16 protein-coding genes and 1 pseudogene are annotated in these 18,667 nt (G+C 41.1%); 7 read left to right on the top strand and 10 right to left on the bottom strand.

Annotation, left to right across the window (positions count from 1 at the left end; genetic code table 11):
• Positions 1-189: 189 nt before the first annotated feature.
• Positions 190-909, bottom strand: a pseudogene (locus F8R90_RS14815) (SLC13 family permease); the annotation flags it as partial.
• Positions 910-1,438: 529 nt separating this feature from the next.
• Here F8R90_RS14815 and F8R90_RS14810 point away from each other — a divergent pair.
• On the top strand, positions 1,439-1,816 hold the full coding sequence (locus F8R90_RS14810; RefSeq protein WP_196511367.1) for a Mo-dependent nitrogenase C-terminal domain-containing protein: 378 nt from the start codon (positions 1,439-1,441) through the stop codon (positions 1,814-1,816).
• A gap of 70 nt (positions 1,817-1,886) precedes the next feature.
• Here the strand turns inward: F8R90_RS14810 and F8R90_RS14805 are convergent, their stop codons facing one another.
• Positions 1,887-3,767: a caspase family protein gene (locus tag F8R90_RS14805; protein ID WP_196511366.1), complete on the bottom strand. Its 1,881-nt coding sequence runs from the start codon at positions 3,765-3,767 to the stop codon at positions 1,887-1,889.
• A 199-nt stretch (positions 3,768-3,966) separates the two neighbouring features.
• On the opposite strand from F8R90_RS14805, the gene F8R90_RS14800 reads away from it, so the two are divergent.
• The 3 genes from F8R90_RS14800 (at position 3,967) to F8R90_RS14790 (ending at position 5,761) form a co-directional block, all read left to right on the top strand.
• Positions 3,967-4,458 carry a hypothetical protein gene (locus tag F8R90_RS14800; protein WP_196511365.1) on the top strand — a complete coding sequence of 164 codons (492 nt, stop codon included), beginning with the start codon at positions 3,967-3,969 and terminating at the stop codon, positions 4,456-4,458.
• 215 nt (positions 4,459-4,673) lie between these two features.
• Entirely contained in the window at positions 4,674-4,847 is a 174-nt protein-coding gene (rpmF, locus tag F8R90_RS14795) for a 50S ribosomal protein L32 (protein ID WP_190892708.1), read from the top strand.
• 308 nt (positions 4,848-5,155) lie between these two features.
• Positions 5,156-5,761, top strand: a complete 606-nt coding sequence (locus F8R90_RS14790) for a sulfite oxidase-like oxidoreductase (RefSeq protein WP_196511364.1) — start codon at positions 5,156-5,158, stop codon at positions 5,759-5,761.
• 78 nt (positions 5,762-5,839) lie between these two features.
• On the opposite strand, the gene F8R90_RS14785 is transcribed toward F8R90_RS14790, so the two are convergent.
• A complete protein-coding gene (locus F8R90_RS14785; RefSeq protein WP_196511363.1) occupies positions 5,840-7,222 on the bottom strand; it encodes an aldehyde dehydrogenase in 1,383 nt (460 codons plus the stop codon).
• Between the two features lie 196 nt (positions 7,223-7,418).
• A complete protein-coding gene (locus F8R90_RS14780) occupies positions 7,419-8,564 on the bottom strand; it encodes a hybrid sensor histidine kinase/response regulator (protein WP_196511362.1) in 1,146 nt (381 codons plus the stop codon).
• A gap of 184 nt (positions 8,565-8,748) precedes the next feature.
• Here F8R90_RS14780 and F8R90_RS33455 point away from each other — a divergent pair, with 184 nt between their 5' ends.
• The 3 genes from F8R90_RS33455 to F8R90_RS14770 all read left to right on the top strand — a co-directional run bounded on the left by F8R90_RS33455 (position 8,749) and on the right by F8R90_RS14770 (position 14,011).
• Positions 8,749-8,871 carry a hypothetical protein gene (locus tag F8R90_RS33455; protein WP_269141764.1) on the top strand — a complete coding sequence of 41 codons (123 nt, stop codon included), beginning with the start codon at positions 8,749-8,751 and terminating at the stop codon, positions 8,869-8,871.
• Between the two features lie 71 nt (positions 8,872-8,942).
• Positions 8,943-10,514, top strand: coding sequence for an AAA-like domain-containing protein (locus F8R90_RS14775; RefSeq protein ID WP_196511361.1), 1,572 nt, complete (start codon positions 8,943-8,945; stop codon positions 10,512-10,514).
• Positions 10,514-14,011, top strand: a complete 3,498-nt coding sequence (locus F8R90_RS14770) for an AAA-like domain-containing protein (protein WP_196511360.1) — start codon at positions 10,514-10,516, stop codon at positions 14,009-14,011. The genes F8R90_RS14775 and F8R90_RS14770 overlap by 1 nt, the downstream gene beginning before the upstream one ends.
• A gap of 19 nt (positions 14,012-14,030) precedes the next feature.
• Here the strand turns inward: F8R90_RS14770 and ureC are convergent, their stop codons facing one another.
• From ureC to F8R90_RS14740, 6 genes are all read right to left on the bottom strand, one after another.
• Positions 14,031-15,746: an urease subunit alpha gene (ureC, locus tag F8R90_RS14765; protein ID WP_196511359.1), complete on the bottom strand. Its 1,716-nt coding sequence runs from the start codon at positions 15,744-15,746 to the stop codon at positions 14,031-14,033.
• Positions 15,747-15,755: 9 nt separating this feature from the next.
• Entirely contained in the window at positions 15,756-16,292 is a 537-nt protein-coding gene (locus tag F8R90_RS14760; protein WP_196511358.1) for a DUF1349 domain-containing protein, read from the bottom strand.
• A gap of 8 nt (positions 16,293-16,300) precedes the next feature.
• Positions 16,301-16,606: an urease subunit beta gene (locus tag F8R90_RS14755; RefSeq protein WP_196511357.1), complete on the bottom strand. Its 306-nt coding sequence runs from the start codon at positions 16,604-16,606 to the stop codon at positions 16,301-16,303.
• An 18-nt stretch (positions 16,607-16,624) separates the two neighbouring features.
• Positions 16,625-16,927 (bottom strand): urease subunit gamma, encoded by a 303-nt coding sequence (gene ureA, locus F8R90_RS14750; protein ID WP_196511356.1) that lies wholly within the window; start codon positions 16,925-16,927, stop codon positions 16,625-16,627.
• 42 nt (positions 16,928-16,969) lie between these two features.
• Positions 16,970-17,809 carry an urease accessory protein UreD gene (locus tag F8R90_RS14745; protein ID WP_196511355.1) on the bottom strand — a complete coding sequence of 280 codons (840 nt, stop codon included), beginning with the start codon at positions 17,807-17,809 and terminating at the stop codon, positions 16,970-16,972.
• Between the two features lie 74 nt (positions 17,810-17,883).
• Positions 17,884-18,663, bottom strand: a complete 780-nt coding sequence (locus F8R90_RS14740; protein WP_196511354.1) for a class I SAM-dependent methyltransferase — start codon at positions 18,661-18,663, stop codon at positions 17,884-17,886.
• Positions 18,664-18,667 lie beyond the last annotated feature (4 nt).

Here is an 18,667-nt window from a genome sequence, read left to right as displayed (position 1 = left end):
ACGGCACACTGTGTGAAAGCCTTAATTTTTACTGTGTTATAGTATAAATCATGCTATTTGGATTATTTCAGTATACGTGAAACTGCTGTAATGCTTATAAAGCCTATATTTTAAGGATAAATATCATTAAAATATAGTTAGTAAAATTTACTAAAATTTAGTAACCACCATAAAAGCACCGGAAGAACCGCCGATAGTAAATGCAATTAGCAGCCCAGTTGTGATGACTAATGTTTTATTAAATAAGGGTTTAAAAATTCGTTGGTTACCAACAGGTAATAGTTGGCAAGGTTTAAGTGAGCGCACATTTGGGTAAAGTAGCCACAGTAATATCACCTGAATTACCAAGCCTGCTAGGGCAACTGGGGCCAATACACGCAGAAATTCTAGATAGGAGATGCCTGAAAAGGAGCCAATCAGGATATTTTGAGGATTACCGCTCAAAGTTGCTACCGATCCGATATTAGTTGCACCTGCGATCGCTAGTAAATAAGGAATCGGATTTAAACCCAAAGCTAGAGTCAGGCTCAAGGTTAAGGGTGTAAAAATCAACGCCAGAGTGTCGTTGAGAAAAAAGGCGGAGAGAATACCACTGCCAAAAGTTAAAGCAATTAACAACCCTAGAGGACTGCGAGTGATACTCAATATCACCGAGATTGATCTTTTAAAAAACCCTGCATAGGATAGGTTAGCGTTAACTACCATCATGCTCAAGAGAAATACGATGGTATTGGCATCAATGGCCTGCCATGCCTCCTGTAAATTCAGGACACCTAAAGCAATTAAAAAGGCAGAACCGACCAAAGCAATGGTGGCGCGGTTCATGCGTAAACCAGGAATGTAACCCAATGCTAACCCCAGATAAGTTAGCCCTAAGACGCAATAGATTGCAAATTGGAGAAGAATCACTATTCTTTAACGAGCCTTTGCGACGACCGATGTTTCATGACTAGCCACTCCCCATCTACTGAGAAATCCAACCCACATAGCTTTAAGCCGTCGCTGCGTCTATAGACTTATCTCTATTTCTACGAAATTTAGCCAGCAATTAACAGGACGCTCTTACGTGGGGAAGTGGGAATGCGGAGAGGAAAGACGCCTACTAGGGTATTACTGATATTTATACTTAGCAAAAATACTTTTAGAAAGACCTTATATTAAGGTTTGTAAATGTTACACTAAAACCTATCCAATGATGGATGTCTTTATTAAAATTTAAACTGTGTCAAGTTATGAACAAGATCGTAATATTACACTACCGATCCCCAGAAAATTGCGATTAACTTGACGTAGTAATAAATTAGGTTCTGACTTAAGTGGCTAATCAGGTATTACATTATATCGCAGTCAGAACGCGATTTTTCCGGGAAAGTTCGTTGCCACGTTGTATATTATTCATCAAAAAGGTGAATAGCCTCAATAATACAGAGGGTTAACCATGAAGGTATTCGACAATACCACAAAAAGAATTTTTCTGGCTAGCTGGGTATCAATCAATCAAGCAGAGACTAGTGATCATAAAGGAACCCAGCTAAACCGTTCTATTTCCAAGCCTTACTGGGATATTCTCCAACCCTTACGGCAGCGTGTAGAAAATATTCAAGTCCGCGATCGCCAATTAGCTCACCGCTTGTGCAAACTGATTCCATCTCAGTGTCCCTTTGAGCGCGATCTCAAATTATTTGGGAAAACCTTGTTTCACATTCCGCCCATGTGCAAGCTCAACCCCTTATATGAGGAAGTGGTTGGTTTACGTTTTCGAGCACTGTGCTATCTAGCCGACGAATGTGGCGAAGATGTCTCGCAGTACTGCTAAGTACTGAGACAAAAGTTACGAGTTAGGAGTGATGAGTGAGGAATTAAAACTCTTAACTCCTAACTGCTAACTATTTTTTTTGCCATTTTTGGATAGCATCCTGAGCATCTTCGTAAGCGGCTGTCTCCTCTGGCACTAAAGCAGCGGTCGCAATTGCGGTATTACGTTCTCCTTCGGTGGCGCGACGCTTGGCCAAGTCTAAAATTTTCTCACTCCATTTATTGATCGATTTTTGGGCAGTATCAAAGCCCGGTTGACCTGCTGGTACTTTCTTGGCAACTTCGATCGCACGATTGTAGGTAGATGCCTGTCCAGGCTTAATTAAGGCATTAGCTGCATCTAAAAGAGTTTTGTTACTGACATACTGCTTGCCCTCTAACCGCCACAGGTTAATTGCTGCTTGTGCTTTGGCATAGGGAGCTTCATCTTTGCTGATTAATCGAGCAGCAGCAATAGCGCTAGCATACTGTCTTTGTTTAGCACGACCCTCTGCTAAATCTAAAATCATCTGGCTCCAAATCTTAATATTCTCTTGAGCTTGATCGTAGAGTGGTTCACCGGGTTTAATTTTCCGGGCTGTAGCGATCGCCATGCTCAAATCACTAGCCTGGGTTTGTCTGAGCGACATTTTCGCCAAGTCCAAAACTGCTTGATTCCGCTTTTTCGACTCGGAACTAGAGGTGATTTGGGCGCTAGATTGGTTTTTAAGTCTAACTGGTGGAGTGAGATCGCTTGGTAAATTTTCTATAACCTGGCGATCGCTAGCAGTAGCATTAGGTAATGTGCTTGATATTTGCTTAATTCTAAAAGTTTCTTGATTACGGAGAAAAACTACAGCAATTAAACCTGCTACCAGCAAGCTGCCTCCGCCCCATAAGATAAACTGTTTCCAAAAAGGGATGCTTGGTTGATTGGATGGCAATCGAGAGACGTAACCTTTCGAGGAATTGGGGATAAATCTTCCCCTCGGATTCACTCCTAAAGAAGTTTCCGCCATTGGCTGGGAAACTAAGCTAGTAGCTGACTCCTGGACTGGTTGACCTTTAGGCTTCTCGATCTTGTAAGCCTTCACCTGTTGGGAGGAGTTCACAGTAGCTTCTCCCCATCTGCCCCGTTCTGCTGAGGTTCTAGGGTAATCGTCGAGGGTAGGAGCGGCACGGGCAATAGCAAAAGATTCTTCCGGATAAATCACCGGTTCTGATTGAAAGTCACTTTCCATTGCCAATTGTGGCAAGATTATCTGCGGTCTTGATGGGATGATAGTGGCAGGGTTTTGAACAGGACGCCAGTGGTGGTGACATAATTTTGGCATGAGCAGACTCAGGTAGCTTTCTAAATCTGCCAAGTTGCTGCCATTACCAGAACGCAAAGCTTCTAACAAAGCTGCTGTAAAGAATCCGTGACCTAATTCGCTACTTTCATGGGAAAATTGCTCTGGTTGGCAAGAAAGAATTGTAGCGAGTTGTAGTTCTTGGGCTAGTTCTATTGTTTCTTCCCCAACGGGAGCATCCGCTTGGGTGCCAAAAGCGCGGTTGATATCGAGTAGTAGCAATACATTTAGGTCAGCAAGTTGTAGGCTTTGCATTAGCGATCGCAATTCTATGCCAGTCTCTTGCACTAGTTCGGGGTTGCCTTCCGCTGGCATTAAGTAATCTTTGCCTTTGTAGTTGACCCCATAACCGCTAAAAAATAACCACAGATAATCTTCTGGTTGCCAACTTGTCACTGCCAAATCCTCAAGCAGCAGCAAAATATTCTCTTTAGTCGGATAAGTTGATCTATCCCCAATCGGTGGCGAGGTATCTGTCATGACTAGACAGTGTTTGGCGAGAAAACCTGCCTCTGTCACCAAAAAATCCTCCAGTGCCTCAGCATCTGCTTGGGCACAACTTAAAGGTTGAAATAACTGATATTGATTGATGCCAATCGCGATCGCCCAGTAATTTGCCATCCCGCTCTTTGTCAGTTATTGTTTGCTGGTCTTAAAATTGCGGTTGGCTTTGCCAAAAAAACAAAGCTAACCTATGTCTTATAGTCTAGGTGATTCTGATCGAATCTTAAGTTAGAATGTAATTTTTACTACGTTAGTTGACCGGAAAATACTTTCACCTAATTTCAATAACAGATCATCAATAAGGAGATAGAAGGTCATGAGCAAAATTTCTGCTCACCTACCATCATCGATCACTCCCTTTTCAGTTATTAGCCAAATTGCCAGAAGAATCCGGATAGTTCCTTTAGTAGTTTTGCTCATATCTACTGTTCCTGCGTGGTTTTTGACGGAAGCGATCGCACCTCAGGTTGTGCGGGCTTACACCGCTAGAGTTGATCTAGCTATTGACCGCCTGCCAGAAGAAAACTACGAAACCGTTCTCAGGAGGGCAGAAGCAGCCGCGAGGGCAGCTGCTCAAAGGAGCTTCGACCAAGATATCTTGGTGACAGATGTTTCAATAATTGTGTCCGTACAAAATTATGGAGCGATCGCACCAGTCTTGACATTAGAGGTCAGTCGTCCCCAATGGCGATCGCGTCCCGATGCTCAAAATTGGGCAACTTACTTCAAAACTGCGCGATCGCTACTTTTCTTTGAAAATAGCTCTAATACAGTTCCAGCAGCTAGCGGTATGTCAACCCAAAAATGACGGGTTGAGCTAGACACAGACAGAAGTCAGAGCCAAGGAAGTCTTGGCTCTGAACTTCGGGGAACGCAAAGAGGTCACTCTTAGAATTCCCTTTGTCCCCGTGTCCCCGTGTCATACTTCAGTCTCAACCTATCAATTCTGACTCAACTGTTGTCCTTGGTGTCAGTGGATGGCCTAGAATAAGAAGGTTGTCAAGAATCGCGATATCTGCTGACATGGCTGTTCCTAAGAAGAAAACTTCCAAATCAAAACGAGATAAACGTCGAGCTACCTGGAGGCACAAAGCCGTCATCGAAGCTCAGAAAGCTCTCTCTTTGGGCAAGTCGATTTTGACTGGACGTTCTACATTTGTATATCCAACTGCTGAAGAAGAGGAAGAAGAATCATAATTTCCCAGTCAGGAAAAGCATGAACAGCACCGATAGATTTGATTGGTGCTTTACCAATCAAACTTCTCACTACTGGATAAACGCTTTTTCTTAGCTTTCCTGATTGCATTATGAATCATAGATACTCTACAAAAGCTGATTAGATCGAAAAAAATTGGTAGTGAGTAATTGGGAACATCCGTTACCCATTACCTATAATTGATGAGTAATGATCAAGTAATCATATTAAAGAGTAAAACATCTGGTGCTGTTAGCAACTCAGTAAAAAAGTCTGCAAATACCTTGAGAAAACTTATTTTTCTCCAACTATGCTAGGAAAATTTTTTCATAAACCAGACAAGGAAGAGGGGGAACGCGTCCCTCCAGGTCAACACTTAGCTAAAGGTTTCCCCGTATTAACTTACGGTGCAACTCCCCAAGTCAGCATTGAGGAATGGGAATTTCGAGTTTGGGGTTTAGCAAAACCTGTTACCTTTAATTGGTCAGACTTTATGGCGCTGCCTCAACACGAATTCACAGCAGACTTCCACTGTGTAACGCGCTGGTCTAAACTGGATGTCAAATGGACTGGCATAAAAGTTACAGATTTCATGGGTCTGATTGACCTAGACCCCAAAGTAGCCCACATTATGGAACACTGCTACGGCGGCTACACTACCAATATTTCTGTAGAAGATTTTATCCGCGAAGAAAACTTCTTTGCCTTTAAAGTCTTTGGTGAAGACCTTCCATCTGAACACGGTGGCCCGATGCGGCTAGTTGTACCCCACCTATATGCTTGGAAAAGTGCTAAGTGGATTAATGGTTTAGAGTTTTTAGCTGGTGAAGAACTTGGTTTTTGGGAGCGCAATGGCTACCATCGCCGTGGTGAACCTTGGGCTGAGGAGCGTTACAGCAGCGCTTTTGGGTTTTAATAATTAATAATTAAGAGTTAGGAGTTAGGAGTTAGGAGTTAAAAATTCATAACTTATAACTCATAACTCCTAACTTTTTTAACCCAGAAGTTTCTTGATTAGCGGCAATTTGCCCTCATAGGGAGCGTATCGCCATTTTAAATCGAGCCAGAAAGAGTTTTGCAATACACTTTTGTTATGAGAAAAGGTGTCAAAACTAGCTTTACCGTGATAGTTGCCAATACCGCTATCTCCCACTCCACCAAATGGTAAAGATGAGACACCAACCTGCATCACTGTATCGTTGATGCAGACTCCACCAGAGGAAGTTTCCTGCAAAACTCGCTTTTGCAGGTTTTTGTTTTGAGAAAATAAATATAACGCTAAGGGTTTTGGTCTAGAGTTAATCAAGGCGATCGCTTCTGCAATGTCAGTATATTCAATGATGGGTAGAATAGGGCCAAAAATTTCTTCCTGCATTATAGAATCTTCTAAGGAGACATTATCAATTACTGTTGGGGCGATATAACGTTCCGAAGCTTGAGCAACTCCACCAATGATAACTTCACCATCTTTGAGAAAGTCAACCAACCTATCAAAGTGTTTTTGACTTATAATCCTGGCATAATCAGGACTGTTTGCTGGATTATCGCCATAAAATTCTTTTAAGGATTTTCCCAGACCATCTATTAAATCTTTTTTGATTTTTTTATCAACTAAAAGATAGTCAGGAGCGATACAAGTTTGTCCAGCATTAATAAATTTGCCCCAAGTAATTCGTCTGACAGTGTGTTCAAGATTAATGTCGGTATCTACGATACAAGGACTTTTGCCACCCAACTCTAAAGTAACTGGTGTAAGATATTTTGCTGCTGCTGCCATGATTATTTTGCCAACGGCTGTACCACCAGTAAAAAAGATATGGTCAAACTTTTCTGCAAGTAGTTTTTGACTGGCTTCAACGCCTCCTTCAACCACTGCAATATAAGCAGGATCAAAATATTTAGCAACAATTTCAGCGATGATACGGGAGGTATGAGAAGCGATTTCTGAAGGTTTTATAATTGCACAATTACCTGCTGCGATCGCACCTACTAACGGTGAGATAATTAACTGAAATGGATAGTTCCAAGGCCCAATAATTAAGACAACCCCCAACGGTTCTGGATAAATTCTCGCCGAGTAGGAAAAAAAATCAAAGGAAACGGCTGTTTTTTTTGGCTTAGTCCAGGTTTTGAGATGTTTTATGGCATAATCTATTTCTTTGATAACACCGATTTCTGTAAGATAAGTCTCCACTTCTGGCTTATGTAAATCTGCTTGTAATGCCTCAACTATTGACTGTTCATGCTCAATAATTGCTTGCTTGATATTTCTAAGTTGCTCAATGCGAAAAGTAACGTCTTTAGTTTTGCCAGTTTGAAAAAACTCACGCTGATTCTGGATAATATCGTCAACGTTAGATAATTCAGTGATAATCATTGTTTTGTCCTATAAAAAAACTATTTTTTTAATGTTAGCGCTGGTACATCAACATATTTGATTCGTCATTTTTTAGTATTTTACTTTCTAATGGGAATATTTACTTAAAGTTATTGCTCGGTAGATAGTAGTAAATTTATCAATTATGAATTAATAATAAAAACTCTATAATTCATAATTGATAATTGCTAATTTCTCATATTTTAGTGGGTAGAAGCACAATAAATACACTACCTTTGCCCAACTCAGAATTCAGCAGAATAATGCCTTGATGTGCCTCGACAATTCGGCGAGCAAGATATAGTCCTAAGCCACTACCAGAAGTTTTGTGGCTACCTTGGCGAAATCGTTCAAATATGGTGGCTTGTTCTTCAGGGGGAATACCTGGGCCTGTATCCACTATTTCAATTCTAATGTAGTCAACAGAATTGGATATTTCAAAGAACTGAGATTGACTACTTTTATCAAATTGGCGTTGAGAAGTAAAACGAATAGTCACAGAACCAGAGCCAGTAAATTTGATCGCATTGCCTATGAGGTTGGTGAATAGACGATGCAATTCTAAGCGATCGCCCATCACTGTGTTTGTGCTTGACTCCTCAGTAAAGTCCAAATTTAGGGATAGTGCTTTGTCTTGAGCTAGAGGTGTCAATTCTCCAATCACCTCCTCTAGCAATCGGCCCAGATTAACTGGTTGAAATGCCAAAGTTTTGCGACCTGCTTCAAAGCGATAAACTTCTAATAAGGTATTCACCATAGAAAGCAGGTTGATATTACTACGGGCCATGATGGCGATTACTTCCTGCATTTGTGGTGATAATGCTCCCAACGCTCCTTGCTGAAATAGCATCAACATGCGGTCAGCAGCTACCAAGGGAGTGCGTAAGTCGTGGGTGAGGCGGGAGACAAAATCTTCTCGCTGGCGGGCAATTTCATCACGTTCATCCATACTATGCTTCAAGCGCAGGAGCGATCGCACCCTTGCCAGCAATTCGTCTACTGTTACAGGTTTGCGGATAAAATCATCAGCACCCAAGTCTAAACCGTGGGCGACATTGGGCGCATCGTGGGCAGTGATCAGCAATATGGGGATGTATTGTGGCAATTTCATCTCTCCACGAATGTGCTTTGTAACTTCGTATCCATCCATACCTGGCATCATCAGATCCAGCAGAACCAAGTCACAAGGCGATGCTTTCAATTCTGCCAGGGCCGAAATACCATTTTCTGCGGTGCTAATGGTGTAACCTTCTTCCTCCAAAATAGTTTTGATCAAAAATACGTTATCAGGAGAGTCATCAACAACCAGAATTTTGTCAGAGCGAGAAGATTGGGAAGTCATATAGATGCAAGGTACGGGGTAAAAGTAAATTTTTAGGAAACTGGTTTATTGGTATAGTTTTTTAGATAGTTCTCTTAAGTAAACTTCCTCCGAAGAAAAATTGTTTACCAAGAAATTTATATAAATGTGTTTTAAAAACTACTTTACTTACCTTTTTAGCAGATAGCCACAAGCTAAAGGAATCATGGCTTGTAAACTTCTAGAACTGAATACAGAGGATGGCAGCAATATTTTGGTAGCAAATGAGTTACCAAATGTATCAGTAGGTCGTGTAACGGCTACTAGTAAGTTCTTTAAAGAAAAGTAGAAACTAGCTTCGGTTCGTAAATTGCAAGAATATAGTCAAATTTGCCAAAATTTCTGGATATTTATTCGACTATGCCAACTTTGCCAGCAGCCAGCAAAAGTGCCAGATTTTTTATCAGCTATCGCAGTCAAGATCCAGATTTGAGCCTTGCCCAGAATTTTTATGAAGCTATTAAAGCTGCTGGACACGAAGCATTCATGGCAGGCGAGAGTATTCGCTTAGGGGAAAAATGGCCTCAGCGCATTGATGAAGAATTAAAACTGTGTGATTACTTTTTGTTGCTGTTGTCTGAGCGATCGGCAACTAGCGAGATGGTGACAGAAGAGGTGAGACAGGCCAAAGAGTTACGGGATGGCAGCGATCAGCATAAACCAGTGATTTTGCCCATTCGCGTTAACCTTCCTTGGAGTACGCCACTGAATTATGATTTACGGGGCTATTTACAACAGATTCAGCAGCGAGAGTGGAATTCACCTGCCGATACTCCCAAAATTTTACAGGAAATTTTTAGTTTGGTGACAAAGGGGGATGTAGAAAGATTTGCCGATGGAGAAATGAGTAGTGATATTTTCCCTTCATTACCCCCTCACTCTCTCAACCTCTCACCGCCTCTGCCAGTGGCAGAACCAGAATTACCTGAAGGACAGGTAGATTTGGCTTCGGCGTTTTATATTGAGCGTCCTTCCATCGAATCTCGCTGCTACGAGGCAATTTTGAAGCCAGGATCTTTGATTCGGATCAAAGCGCCCCGGCAAATGGGTAAAACCTCACTCATGGCACGAATTCTTCATCAAGCGTCACAACAAGGTTATCTAACGGTGCCTTTGAGCTTTCAATTGGCAGATGGAAAGGTTTTTGCAGATTTGGATAAGTTCCTTCAGTGGTTTTGTGCCAGTGTCGGACGGAGGTTGAGGCTACCCAACAAGTTAGCAGATTACTGGGATGTGATTTATGGCAGTAAGGACAATTGCACCGCTTATTTCGAGGAGTATCTCTTACCAGAAATCAACCAACCCCTAGCATTGGGATTGGATGAAGTTGATCGTATATTTCAACATCCCGAAATTGCCGCAGACTTTTTTGGGCTGTTACGCGCTTGGCATGAAGATGCTAAAAACCGCGATATTTGGAAAAAACTGCGGTTGGTAGTAGTGCATTCCACAGAAGTTTATATTCCGATGAATATAAATCAATCGCCGTTTAATGTAGGCTTGCCAATTGAGTTACCAGAGTTTAACGCCCAACAGGTTCTTGATTTGGCACAAAGGCATGGACTCAATTGGAGTTTTACCCAAGTTGAACAACTCATGGCGATGGTAGGAGGACATCCCTATCTTGTACGAGTGGCACTTTATCACATTGCCAGACAGGATACTACGCTCAATCTGCTTTTGCAAACAGCCCCCACAGAAGCTGGCCCTTATAGCGACCATTTACGTCGGCATTTGTGGAATTTAGAACAGCGTCCAGAATTAGCTGCTGCTATCAAAAAGGTAGTTGCCAATACTAGCCCAGTTCGGTTGGATTCGATACAATGCTTTAAACTACTCAGTATGGGCTTATTACAACAGCAAGGAAATGATGTAACGCCACGTTGTAATTTGTATCGTCAATATTTTTGCGATCGCTTGAGAGTTAGCTGATGAACATAGAACAAAACTCTGCTTACGAATATCAAGTCGGTGGCAGTCTGCCAGCTGATGCTCCTAGTTATGTAGTACGACAAGCAGATACAGATTTGTATGATGCTTTAAGGAGTGGTAGGTTTTGTTATGTGTTGAACTCGCGGCAGATGGGTAAATCTAGTTTGCGAGTGCAAGTTATGCAACGCCTGAAAGCAGAGGGTATTGCTTGTGCTGCGATTGATTTGACGGGAATTGGTAGCCAGAATATTACACCAGATAACTGGTATATAGGTGTAGTAAGAAGTTTAGTGAGTAGTTTTGAGCTTTCAGGAAAGTTTAATTTACGGAATTGGTGGCGCGAACAGGATGATATTTCTTCAGTACAGCGATTAAGGGAGTTTATAGAGCAAGTTCTGCTACTTGAAGTTTCCCAATCTATTGTCATTTTTATAGATGAAATTGATAGCGTTCTCAGCTTGAATTTTTCGACTGACGATTTTTTTGCTTTGCTCCGGTTCTGTTATAACCAGCGTGTTGATAAACCAGCTTACAAACGCCTGGCATTTTGTCTATTAGGAGTAGCTACTCCTTCGGATTTGATAAAAGATAAAAAGCGCACTCCATTTAATATAGGTCAAGCAATTGAACTGAAAGGCTTTGAATTGCATGAAGTTCAGCCTTTACTTGAGGGATTAGTAAATAAGGTCAGTAAACCTCAAGCGATTCTTCAAAGAGTTTTGGATTGGACAGGTGGGCAACCATTTCTCACTCAGAAGCTTTGTAAACTCATACAAAATAATATCAAGGTATCGGAGGTAGAAGAAGTTGAGGAATTAGTGAGAACGCAAATCATTGAAAATTGGGAATCTCAGGATGAACCGGAGCATTTTAGGACGATACGTGATCGTCTTCTGAGGAATAAACAGTATACAGGTAGGTTGCTAGTACTGTATAAGCAAATGTTGCAACAAAAGAACATAGCAGCTGATGACAGTCTAGAACAGAAGGAATTGCCGTTGACAGGATTAGTAGTCAAGCGACAGGGGAAATTAGAACCATACAACCGCATTTATAAAAATGTTTTTGATCAAAGATGGGTTAACAAAGAATTAGCACTTTTACGACCACCTTTATATCACGAGGCAATAACAGCTTGGTTAGCCTCTAACTGTCAAGACGAGTCACGGCTTTTGCGAGGAAAAGACCTAAAAGATATACAGAAATGGGCAGTGGAAAACAACTACAGCTTAAGTAGTGAGGATAGTAATTTTTTAAATGCCAGTCTAGAGCTTTATAACCGAGAACTGGAGAAAGTTATAGGCCCGACCAACTTAAAGTTTGAACTTGAAGAGGCATCTTCAGTTGTAGATTTAATTTATTTATGTGATAAGTATTCAGACATAGCAGAAGATTATTTATTCAACAGTACTTATCTTGAAGATTGGCTATTCCTACGTAGCGAGACAGATTTAGCAAATCTGTCACGAAAGATTGCTGTTTCCTACAAGCAGGAGAGGCGTAGAGGTTTGGAGATGTTTGTGCGGGGATTATGCAAACATCTAAAACGGGTTCCATATCCAAAAATTGTTTTTGAACCAAACAAGCTAGAGCTTGGTGAAATTCCCATCGGATACCAACACAAGCTTTCCTTGAAAATTAGTAACAATGAACGTGGGTTTGCATGGGGAGATGTAATTGATCCTAATCTTCCAGGTCTGAGTGTACCCGAACAATTTGATTCCTCTACTGACACAACATTTGATATTAATTTTGATGCTCTTGAAGTTGAACCGGATGATTATCAAGGTAGTATTTTCATTGACTTGAAAGAGATGGAGTATACCTGTCGAATTCCTATAAGTTACAAAATTAAAAAACTAAATATCAGCAAGCCAGAAAAATTAGACTTGGGAGTTCTTTCACATGGTAGGCATTCCTTTCCAAGAACATTAATAATTACTTGTGAGTCTTCTAGCGGAAGACTTAAAGGAATTGCTTCAACTAAGATGAATGAGATAGAAATAATACAGCATAGCTCGCAGGGAAAATTATTAGAATTTTCGTTGACTATAGATACCACTAATCTAGAGGCTGGCCACTATAGTACTGAAATAACTATAAAAACAAATACTGGCGAATTTGAAGTACCCATTTACTTCAAAAAATCTTTGAATTGGGACATAATAACCGCATTAACTGCTAGGATTTGTATCCCTGTAGGATTAGTCATGTTTTTAATCCGCCATATTTTGGGTAACTATTTATCAGTAGGTTTAGATGATAATTGGGTTTTGTCATACCCCCCTGAAGTATCTGGAGCTTCTTATTTACCAGAATTTTTTCCTTTTTTGCATCTGAGTATATTTGGGATACCAGATGTGCGGATTATATGTTCGATTTTTGGTAGTCTAGTATTCTTTATTTGTGCATTTATATTTCGTGATTGTTTAAATTTATTAAAGGAACAATTAAAATCAAAAGTAGAAATGTTTTACAATTCGATAAGTCAAGTAAGAGAAAGCTATAAAAATCGATCTAGTTGGAGTAACCAATGGGTTTATAACCTGCGATATTCTCCAAGTAAAGGAATGATTATTATAGGTTGGCTAATCAAAACAACATTTTTATTATTAATACTTTTATGGCTAATTATATTTATCATTAATTGGATAATAAACCTTCTAGCATGGCTTGGTTCAAGCTTTATTCTCATTACTGACTTAACTACATATCCACTTAAAGCAATTGGCATTGAACAAGTAGCAATTGGTTGGTTAGTATTGGGTTGCTTTGTCGGTGGAGCTATAGGATTAATTCAATCTCTCAAACGTATAGAACAATATTCTTATTTAGGTAAAGTTTATCTAATTGCTATTATCGTAGCTTCCCTACTATTCATAACTGGCTTGATAACCGCTAATTTTCAACATAATATAGACTTTTTTCCAAATGTTGTACTTGTCGATGATTTTAAATATCCATCAAAAAAGTGGAATAAAGATGCATTATCAAGTATAAAGAATGGAGGCTTATTCCATCCTGGAAATAAAAGTAATAATTTGAAACTGTCTATTTGGGGTGATAAAAATCAGAGATTCAAAGACTTGGATTTTTCAGTTGATGCTAAAAAAGTCAATGGAACTGATGATTCAGTATTCGGTATAGTTGCCCGAACTAGCAATATAAGTAAATCTAGTGTAGGGCAAAATTTTTATTATTTACTAATTAAAGGTAGTGGGGAGTTTTCAATGGGAAAGCTCATAGCCAGTAAAAGATGGGAAGATAAAGTGGGCTGGCAACATTCCACTAGCATCAAGCGAGGTAATAATATAAATCGATTAAGAGTTGTTTGCACTGGAAAAAGGGTAATTGGATGGATTAATAGCCAAAGAGTCGGGATATTTGAAGATGACTCTTATACTTCTGGAAAAATTGGAGTTATCTCATTACGAAGCAGCGATAATGGGGCTGCTGTATATTTCGATAATGTTCTTATTAAAACAAAGCCAGAATAGAAAGTTGCTCGGTCATGAATTAAAACAAAAAGTACCTTTGTGCCATTGGTAAAACTGTCGCAGGTTCACAAATCAGCAACTCACCATCTGCCCTGACTTGGTATGTTTCTGGATCTACTTCAATGTGGGGTAGTGCATCATTCAGCTTCATATCCCGCTTACTCACTTGGCGTGTTCCAAAAACTGCAACTGCTGCTTTTTGTAAACCTAGCTGGCTGGGAATTTCGTTCTCTAAAGCTGCTTGCGAAACAAAAGTTAATGATGTGGCATGACGCGCCCCTGCAAAACTACCAAACATCGATCGCATATACACTGGTTGCGGTGTGGGAATACTGGCGTTAGCATCGCCCATTTGCGCCCATGCAATCATCCCACCTTTAATAACTATCTCTGGTTTCACGCCAAAAAATGCAGGACGCCACAAACATAAATCTGCTAATTTTCCCTCTTCCACTGAACCCACATATTCAGCAATTCCGTGAGCGATCGCAGGGTTAATCGTATACTTAGCAACATATCTTTTCGCCCGAAAATTGTCTGCTTTTTGCTCTGTTCCTTCTGGGTTAAGAGTTCCCCGTTGCACCTTCATTTTGTGAGATGTCTGCCAAGCGCGAATTATCACTTCGCCCACTCTTCCCATTGCCTGGGAGTCGGAAGAAATCATGCTAAATGCGCCTAAGTCGTGCAAAATGTCTTCCGCAGCAATGGTTTCTCGGCGGATGCGAGATTCGGCAAAAGCGACATCTTCGGCGATCGCAGGGTCAAGATGATGGCATACCATCAACATATCCAGGTGTTCGTCTAAGGTGTTTAGGGTGTAAGGACGTGTGGGATTGGTAGAAGATGGTAAAACATTGGCTTGGCTGCAAACTTTGATGATATCTGGTGCATGTCCGCCGCCTGCGCCTTCTGTATGGTAGGTGTGGATAGTACGATTCTTGAAAGCTGCGATCGTATCTTCGACAAATCCGGCTTCGTTCAGGGTATCAGTATGAATAGCTACTTGCACATCATATTCATCAGCAACGCTGAGGCATGTATCAATTGCTGCGGGTGTAGTTCCCCAGTCTTCATGAAGTTTTAACCCCATTGCACCGGCGGCTACTTGTTCTACAAGTCCTTGAGGTTGACTGGCGTTCCCTTTGCCCATAAATCCTAAGTTGACGGGAAAAGCATCAGCGGCTTGCAGCATTCGGTAAATATTCCAAGGGCCGGGGGTGCAGGTAGTGGCATTTGTACCTGTAGCTGGGCCAGTACCGCCGCCAAGCATGGTGGTAATCCCAGAAGCGATCGCAACTTCAATTTGTTGAGGACAAATAAAATGAATATGGGCATCAATACCGCCAGCAGTGAGGATCATTCCTTCCCCTGCTAAGGCTTCAGTTCCGGGGCCGATAATAATATCTACATTATTTTGAATATAAGGATTTCCGGCTTTACCAATTTTGAAAATCTTGCCATCTTTAATGCCGATATCCGCTTTGACAATACCCCACCAATCGAGAATTAAGGCATTAGTAATTACTAAATCTACAGCACCATTGGCATTAGAAATGGGGGATTGTCCCATTCCGTCTCGGATGACTTTACCGCCGCCAAATTTCACTTCATCGCCGTAGGTGGTGAAATCTTGTTCAACTTCAATAAATAATTCTGTGTCTGCAAGTCGGATGCGATCGCCTACTGTTGGGCCATAGGTTTCAGCGTAAGCGCGACGATCCATTCTGTAACTCATAACTATTCCTCACAAACTGCGAATTTGGAATTTTTCAAACCTCATCTGGAAACCATTCCCATCAGGCGAGGCACACATTACACCTACACTTACTGTTTCTATTTGAGTCAAATAAGCAAGCCGCAGCATTGTATATTCAGTTCCATTTAAAGAGTATTCCACCTCTATTGCTGTGCCGCGTCGAGTTACACGCACCCAAATTGCAGAGGGATTTTGCGGCATTGGAATAACAGACCAATCCGAGTAATTGCGTGTTACTACTGCGCTAACTTGTTGCACGCCATTGACAAATTCAATACCACATTTCAACCAATTCAACTCATCTAAACGTACCATCAGGCCCGCTTGATCGTATAAATCCTGATATTGTCCGCTGATTTTCACTTCAGTAATAAAGTCACCTTGAATCTTTTGATAAAAAAAGTGACCATTATCTCTAATAAAACCGTAGTGAGTTTCCCGCCAGAAATCTGTTTTTGCGCCGGAAGTGATAGCGATCACTTCATCTTTAACTTCCCAAACAGGCGGTTCATTGTACCATTCCATTTTCATAGCTACAGAGAACCGTTAATTTTGGCGTTGAAACCGTAGACTTGGCGAGTACCAACTAAGGGGACTAGAGTTATTTCTTTTTCGTCGCCTGGTTCAAAGCGGACTGCGGTTCCTGCGGGGATATTGAGGCGCATTCCTCGCGCTTGTTCTCTGTCGAAATTTAAGGCTGTGTTAACTTCATAAAAGTGATAATGGGAACCAACTTGTATGGGGCGATCGCCTGTATTTGACACTTGCAATTTTATAGTTGGACGACCAAAATTTAGTTCAATTTCACCTTCTGGTGTGATAATTTCCCCAGGAATCATAATAAATTCATTCCAAACTTAACGAATTGGATTATGTACTGTTACTAACTTTGTGCCATCAGGAAAAGTCGCTTCTACCTGTACTTCATGCACCATTTCTGATATTCCTTCCATCACATCATCTCGCGTCAATAGAGTCGTACCATAACTCATTAATTCAGCTACAGTTTGCCCATCTCTTGCACCTTCTAAAATGGCAGCAGAAATATAAGCGAGCGCTTCGGGATAATTCAGTTTTAAACCCCTTCCTTTCCGTCTTTCTGCTAATAAAGCAGCAGTAAAAATTAATAGCTTATCTTTTTCCTGCGGCGTAAGTTGCATTCTTATCTCTTCCTTCGCGTCCTTCGCGCCTTCGTGGTTCGTTCAAAGCTGCCACACTCTTGGTATACAATTACCACGATTTAAAAAAGAAACTCGCAGCAACTGCCAAACATTAATAAACCAGTTTCTAACCTCAGATGTAGAAGCACCACGATATCGACACAATAATCCATGTTGTAATCGACTAACACCCGCTTCTCCTTCCCCATTCCATAAATTTCGCGTTTTTTCGACAATTTCTGCTGAAACTGCGCCACCAACCCAAACTAGACTACCTACTATTGGTTTTCCAGCCAAACCGTGGGGACTGTGAAAAATTTCTTCGCTACCCCGTAACCATTGCCGATCAATCCACAAGGGAACATCTCGCTGCCAAATTTCCGTGTGCGATCGCCATTCACCTTGCAAGAATTTCTCTCCTCTAGCACTGCGACCAAATCGGGTAATTTCCCAACCTAACCAACTGGCCCCGGTTGCTAATTCTACCCGTAAATCTTGCCGATAAATTGCGTCGTTAAATAAAATTGTCTCTTGCGGCAACCATTCTAAACAAGCACCAGCGTCAACTTGCATCTGGATGGTTTGTCTAGCTTGTAAGCCATTGCTGCGGTATATCTTGCTTGCAGCAGCTGTAGTGATTAAGGCTTGGGTTTGCGGTTGGAGGTGGATGTTAGAGGATAAGCGATCGCCTCCCACCATTCCCCCAGCTGTGTGTAAAATGACGCTATGACAAACTTTTTCCCCTTCTGGGTAAAATGGGCGTTGTACCTTCAGGGGCGCTTGCTGGTGATTGTAAATTAATTGGGTTTTACCCTGGCGATCGGCATAGACTAAATTAAGTTTGCCATGCCAACCTTCTGCTATTTGCGGATTGCAGGTCATTTATAAATTCAAGTTTAAAGTTCAGATACCTTATATTTATTTAATGCATTCTCTGCTACTTTACTTGCAATTTATCATTGTTTTTCGCCAAGGTGTACACTAGTGCGATAGACCATATAGATAAAACCACTTTCATCACGAAAACGCTGATATAATTCTTGAAAATTATTAATAAGCTGTTTGTATGCCCAGCCTTCACGCGGAAGGTAAGAAACACTCATTGCTCGTCCAATAAGTCCAGTTAAATCTAACTGTTGCCTATAAGTAAAATTATATTCACGGATATTAATAAAATAGGGAGTAACTAACAATGGCTCTACCGATTGCATTCGAGATTCTGCTGGGTGATTATTAGATGCTTCGCGGACTATTCGGCTATATTCTGTAGTTAACGCATCTTCTTGATCGCGGTTATTCCACACTACAGCCAAGCGTGCTGGTGGTTTTAAAATGCGGTGAAATTCCAATAAAGTTGCTTCGGGATTGAACCAGTGGAAAGCTTGAAAACAAGTAACTAAATCAACTGAATTATCAGGTAGTTGGGTAAATTCTGCTGTTCCGTCACGAAACTCTATCAAAGGATGTGGTTTAGCAGCTTTTCGCATTGCCGCATTTGGTTCTATGGCTATGACGTTAACTCCCCGTTCAGCTAACAATCTTGAAGCAATTCCTGTACCCGCACCAATATCTGCTGCTACGAGTTGTGAATTTTCACCTAATCCTTTCAAGATAATATCAATTGCATCTGCGGGGTAACTTGGGCGAAATTTTACATAGTACTCTGCTCTGTCAGAAAATCGATTGAGTGGGTTTAAGGTATGTAAGGGGGTTGTTTCAGGATAAATTTGGCTCATGGGT

Source organism: Nostoc sp. NZL, assembly GCF_015714705.1.
Classification (GTDB): domain Bacteria; phylum Cyanobacteriota; class Cyanobacteriia; order Cyanobacteriales; family Nostocaceae; genus Nostoc; species Nostoc foliaceum_A.
The sequence above is the reverse complement of the archived record's forward strand: the minus strand, read 5'-3'. Positions and strand labels throughout refer to the sequence as shown.

What these genes read in the sequence shown, in the direction of transcription:
- rpmF (WP_190892708.1), top strand. Translation starts at nt 4,674, where the DNA reads ATGGCTGTTCCTAAGAAGAAAACTTCCAAATCAAAACGAGATAAACGT.
- F8R90_RS14790 (WP_196511364.1), top strand. Translation starts at nt 5,156, where the DNA reads ATGCTAGGAAAATTTTTTCATAAACCAGACAAGGAAGAGGGGGAACGC.
- F8R90_RS14785 (WP_196511363.1), bottom strand. Translation starts at nt 7,222, where the DNA reads ATGATTATCACTGAATTATCTAACGTTGACGATATTATCCAGAATCAG.
- F8R90_RS14805 (WP_196511366.1), bottom strand. Translation starts at nt 3,767, where the DNA reads ATGGCAAATTACTGGGCGATCGCGATTGGCATCAATCAATATCAGTTA.
- F8R90_RS14770 (WP_196511360.1), top strand. Translation starts at nt 10,514, where the DNA reads ATGAACATAGAACAAAACTCTGCTTACGAATATCAAGTCGGTGGCAGT.
- F8R90_RS14780 (WP_196511362.1), bottom strand. Translation starts at nt 8,564, where the DNA reads ATGACTTCCCAATCTTCTCGCTCTGACAAAATTCTGGTTGTTGATGAC.
- F8R90_RS14745 (WP_196511355.1), bottom strand. Translation starts at nt 17,809, where the DNA reads ATGACCTGCAATCCGCAAATAGCAGAAGGTTGGCATGGCAAACTTAAT.
- ureC (WP_196511359.1), bottom strand. Translation starts at nt 15,746, where the DNA reads ATGAGTTACAGAATGGATCGTCGCGCTTACGCTGAAACCTATGGCCCA.
- F8R90_RS14755 (WP_196511357.1), bottom strand. Translation starts at nt 16,606, where the DNA reads ATGATTCCTGGGGAAATTATCACACCAGAAGGTGAAATTGAACTAAAT.
- F8R90_RS14810 (WP_196511367.1), top strand. Translation starts at nt 1,439, where the DNA reads ATGAAGGTATTCGACAATACCACAAAAAGAATTTTTCTGGCTAGCTGG.
- ureA (WP_196511356.1), bottom strand. Translation starts at nt 16,927, where the DNA reads ATGCAACTTACGCCGCAGGAAAAAGATAAGCTATTAATTTTTACTGCT.
- F8R90_RS33455 (WP_269141764.1), top strand. Translation starts at nt 8,749, where the DNA reads ATGGCTTGTAAACTTCTAGAACTGAATACAGAGGATGGCAGCAATATT.
- F8R90_RS14775 (WP_196511361.1), top strand. Translation starts at nt 8,943, where the DNA reads ATGCCAACTTTGCCAGCAGCCAGCAAAAGTGCCAGATTTTTTATCAGC.
- F8R90_RS14760 (WP_196511358.1), bottom strand. Translation starts at nt 16,292, where the DNA reads ATGGAATGGTACAATGAACCGCCTGTTTGGGAAGTTAAAGATGAAGTG.
- F8R90_RS14800 (WP_196511365.1), top strand. Translation starts at nt 3,967, where the DNA reads ATGAGCAAAATTTCTGCTCACCTACCATCATCGATCACTCCCTTTTCA.
- F8R90_RS14740 (WP_196511354.1), bottom strand. Translation starts at nt 18,663, where the DNA reads ATGAGCCAAATTTATCCTGAAACAACCCCCTTACATACCTTAAACCCA.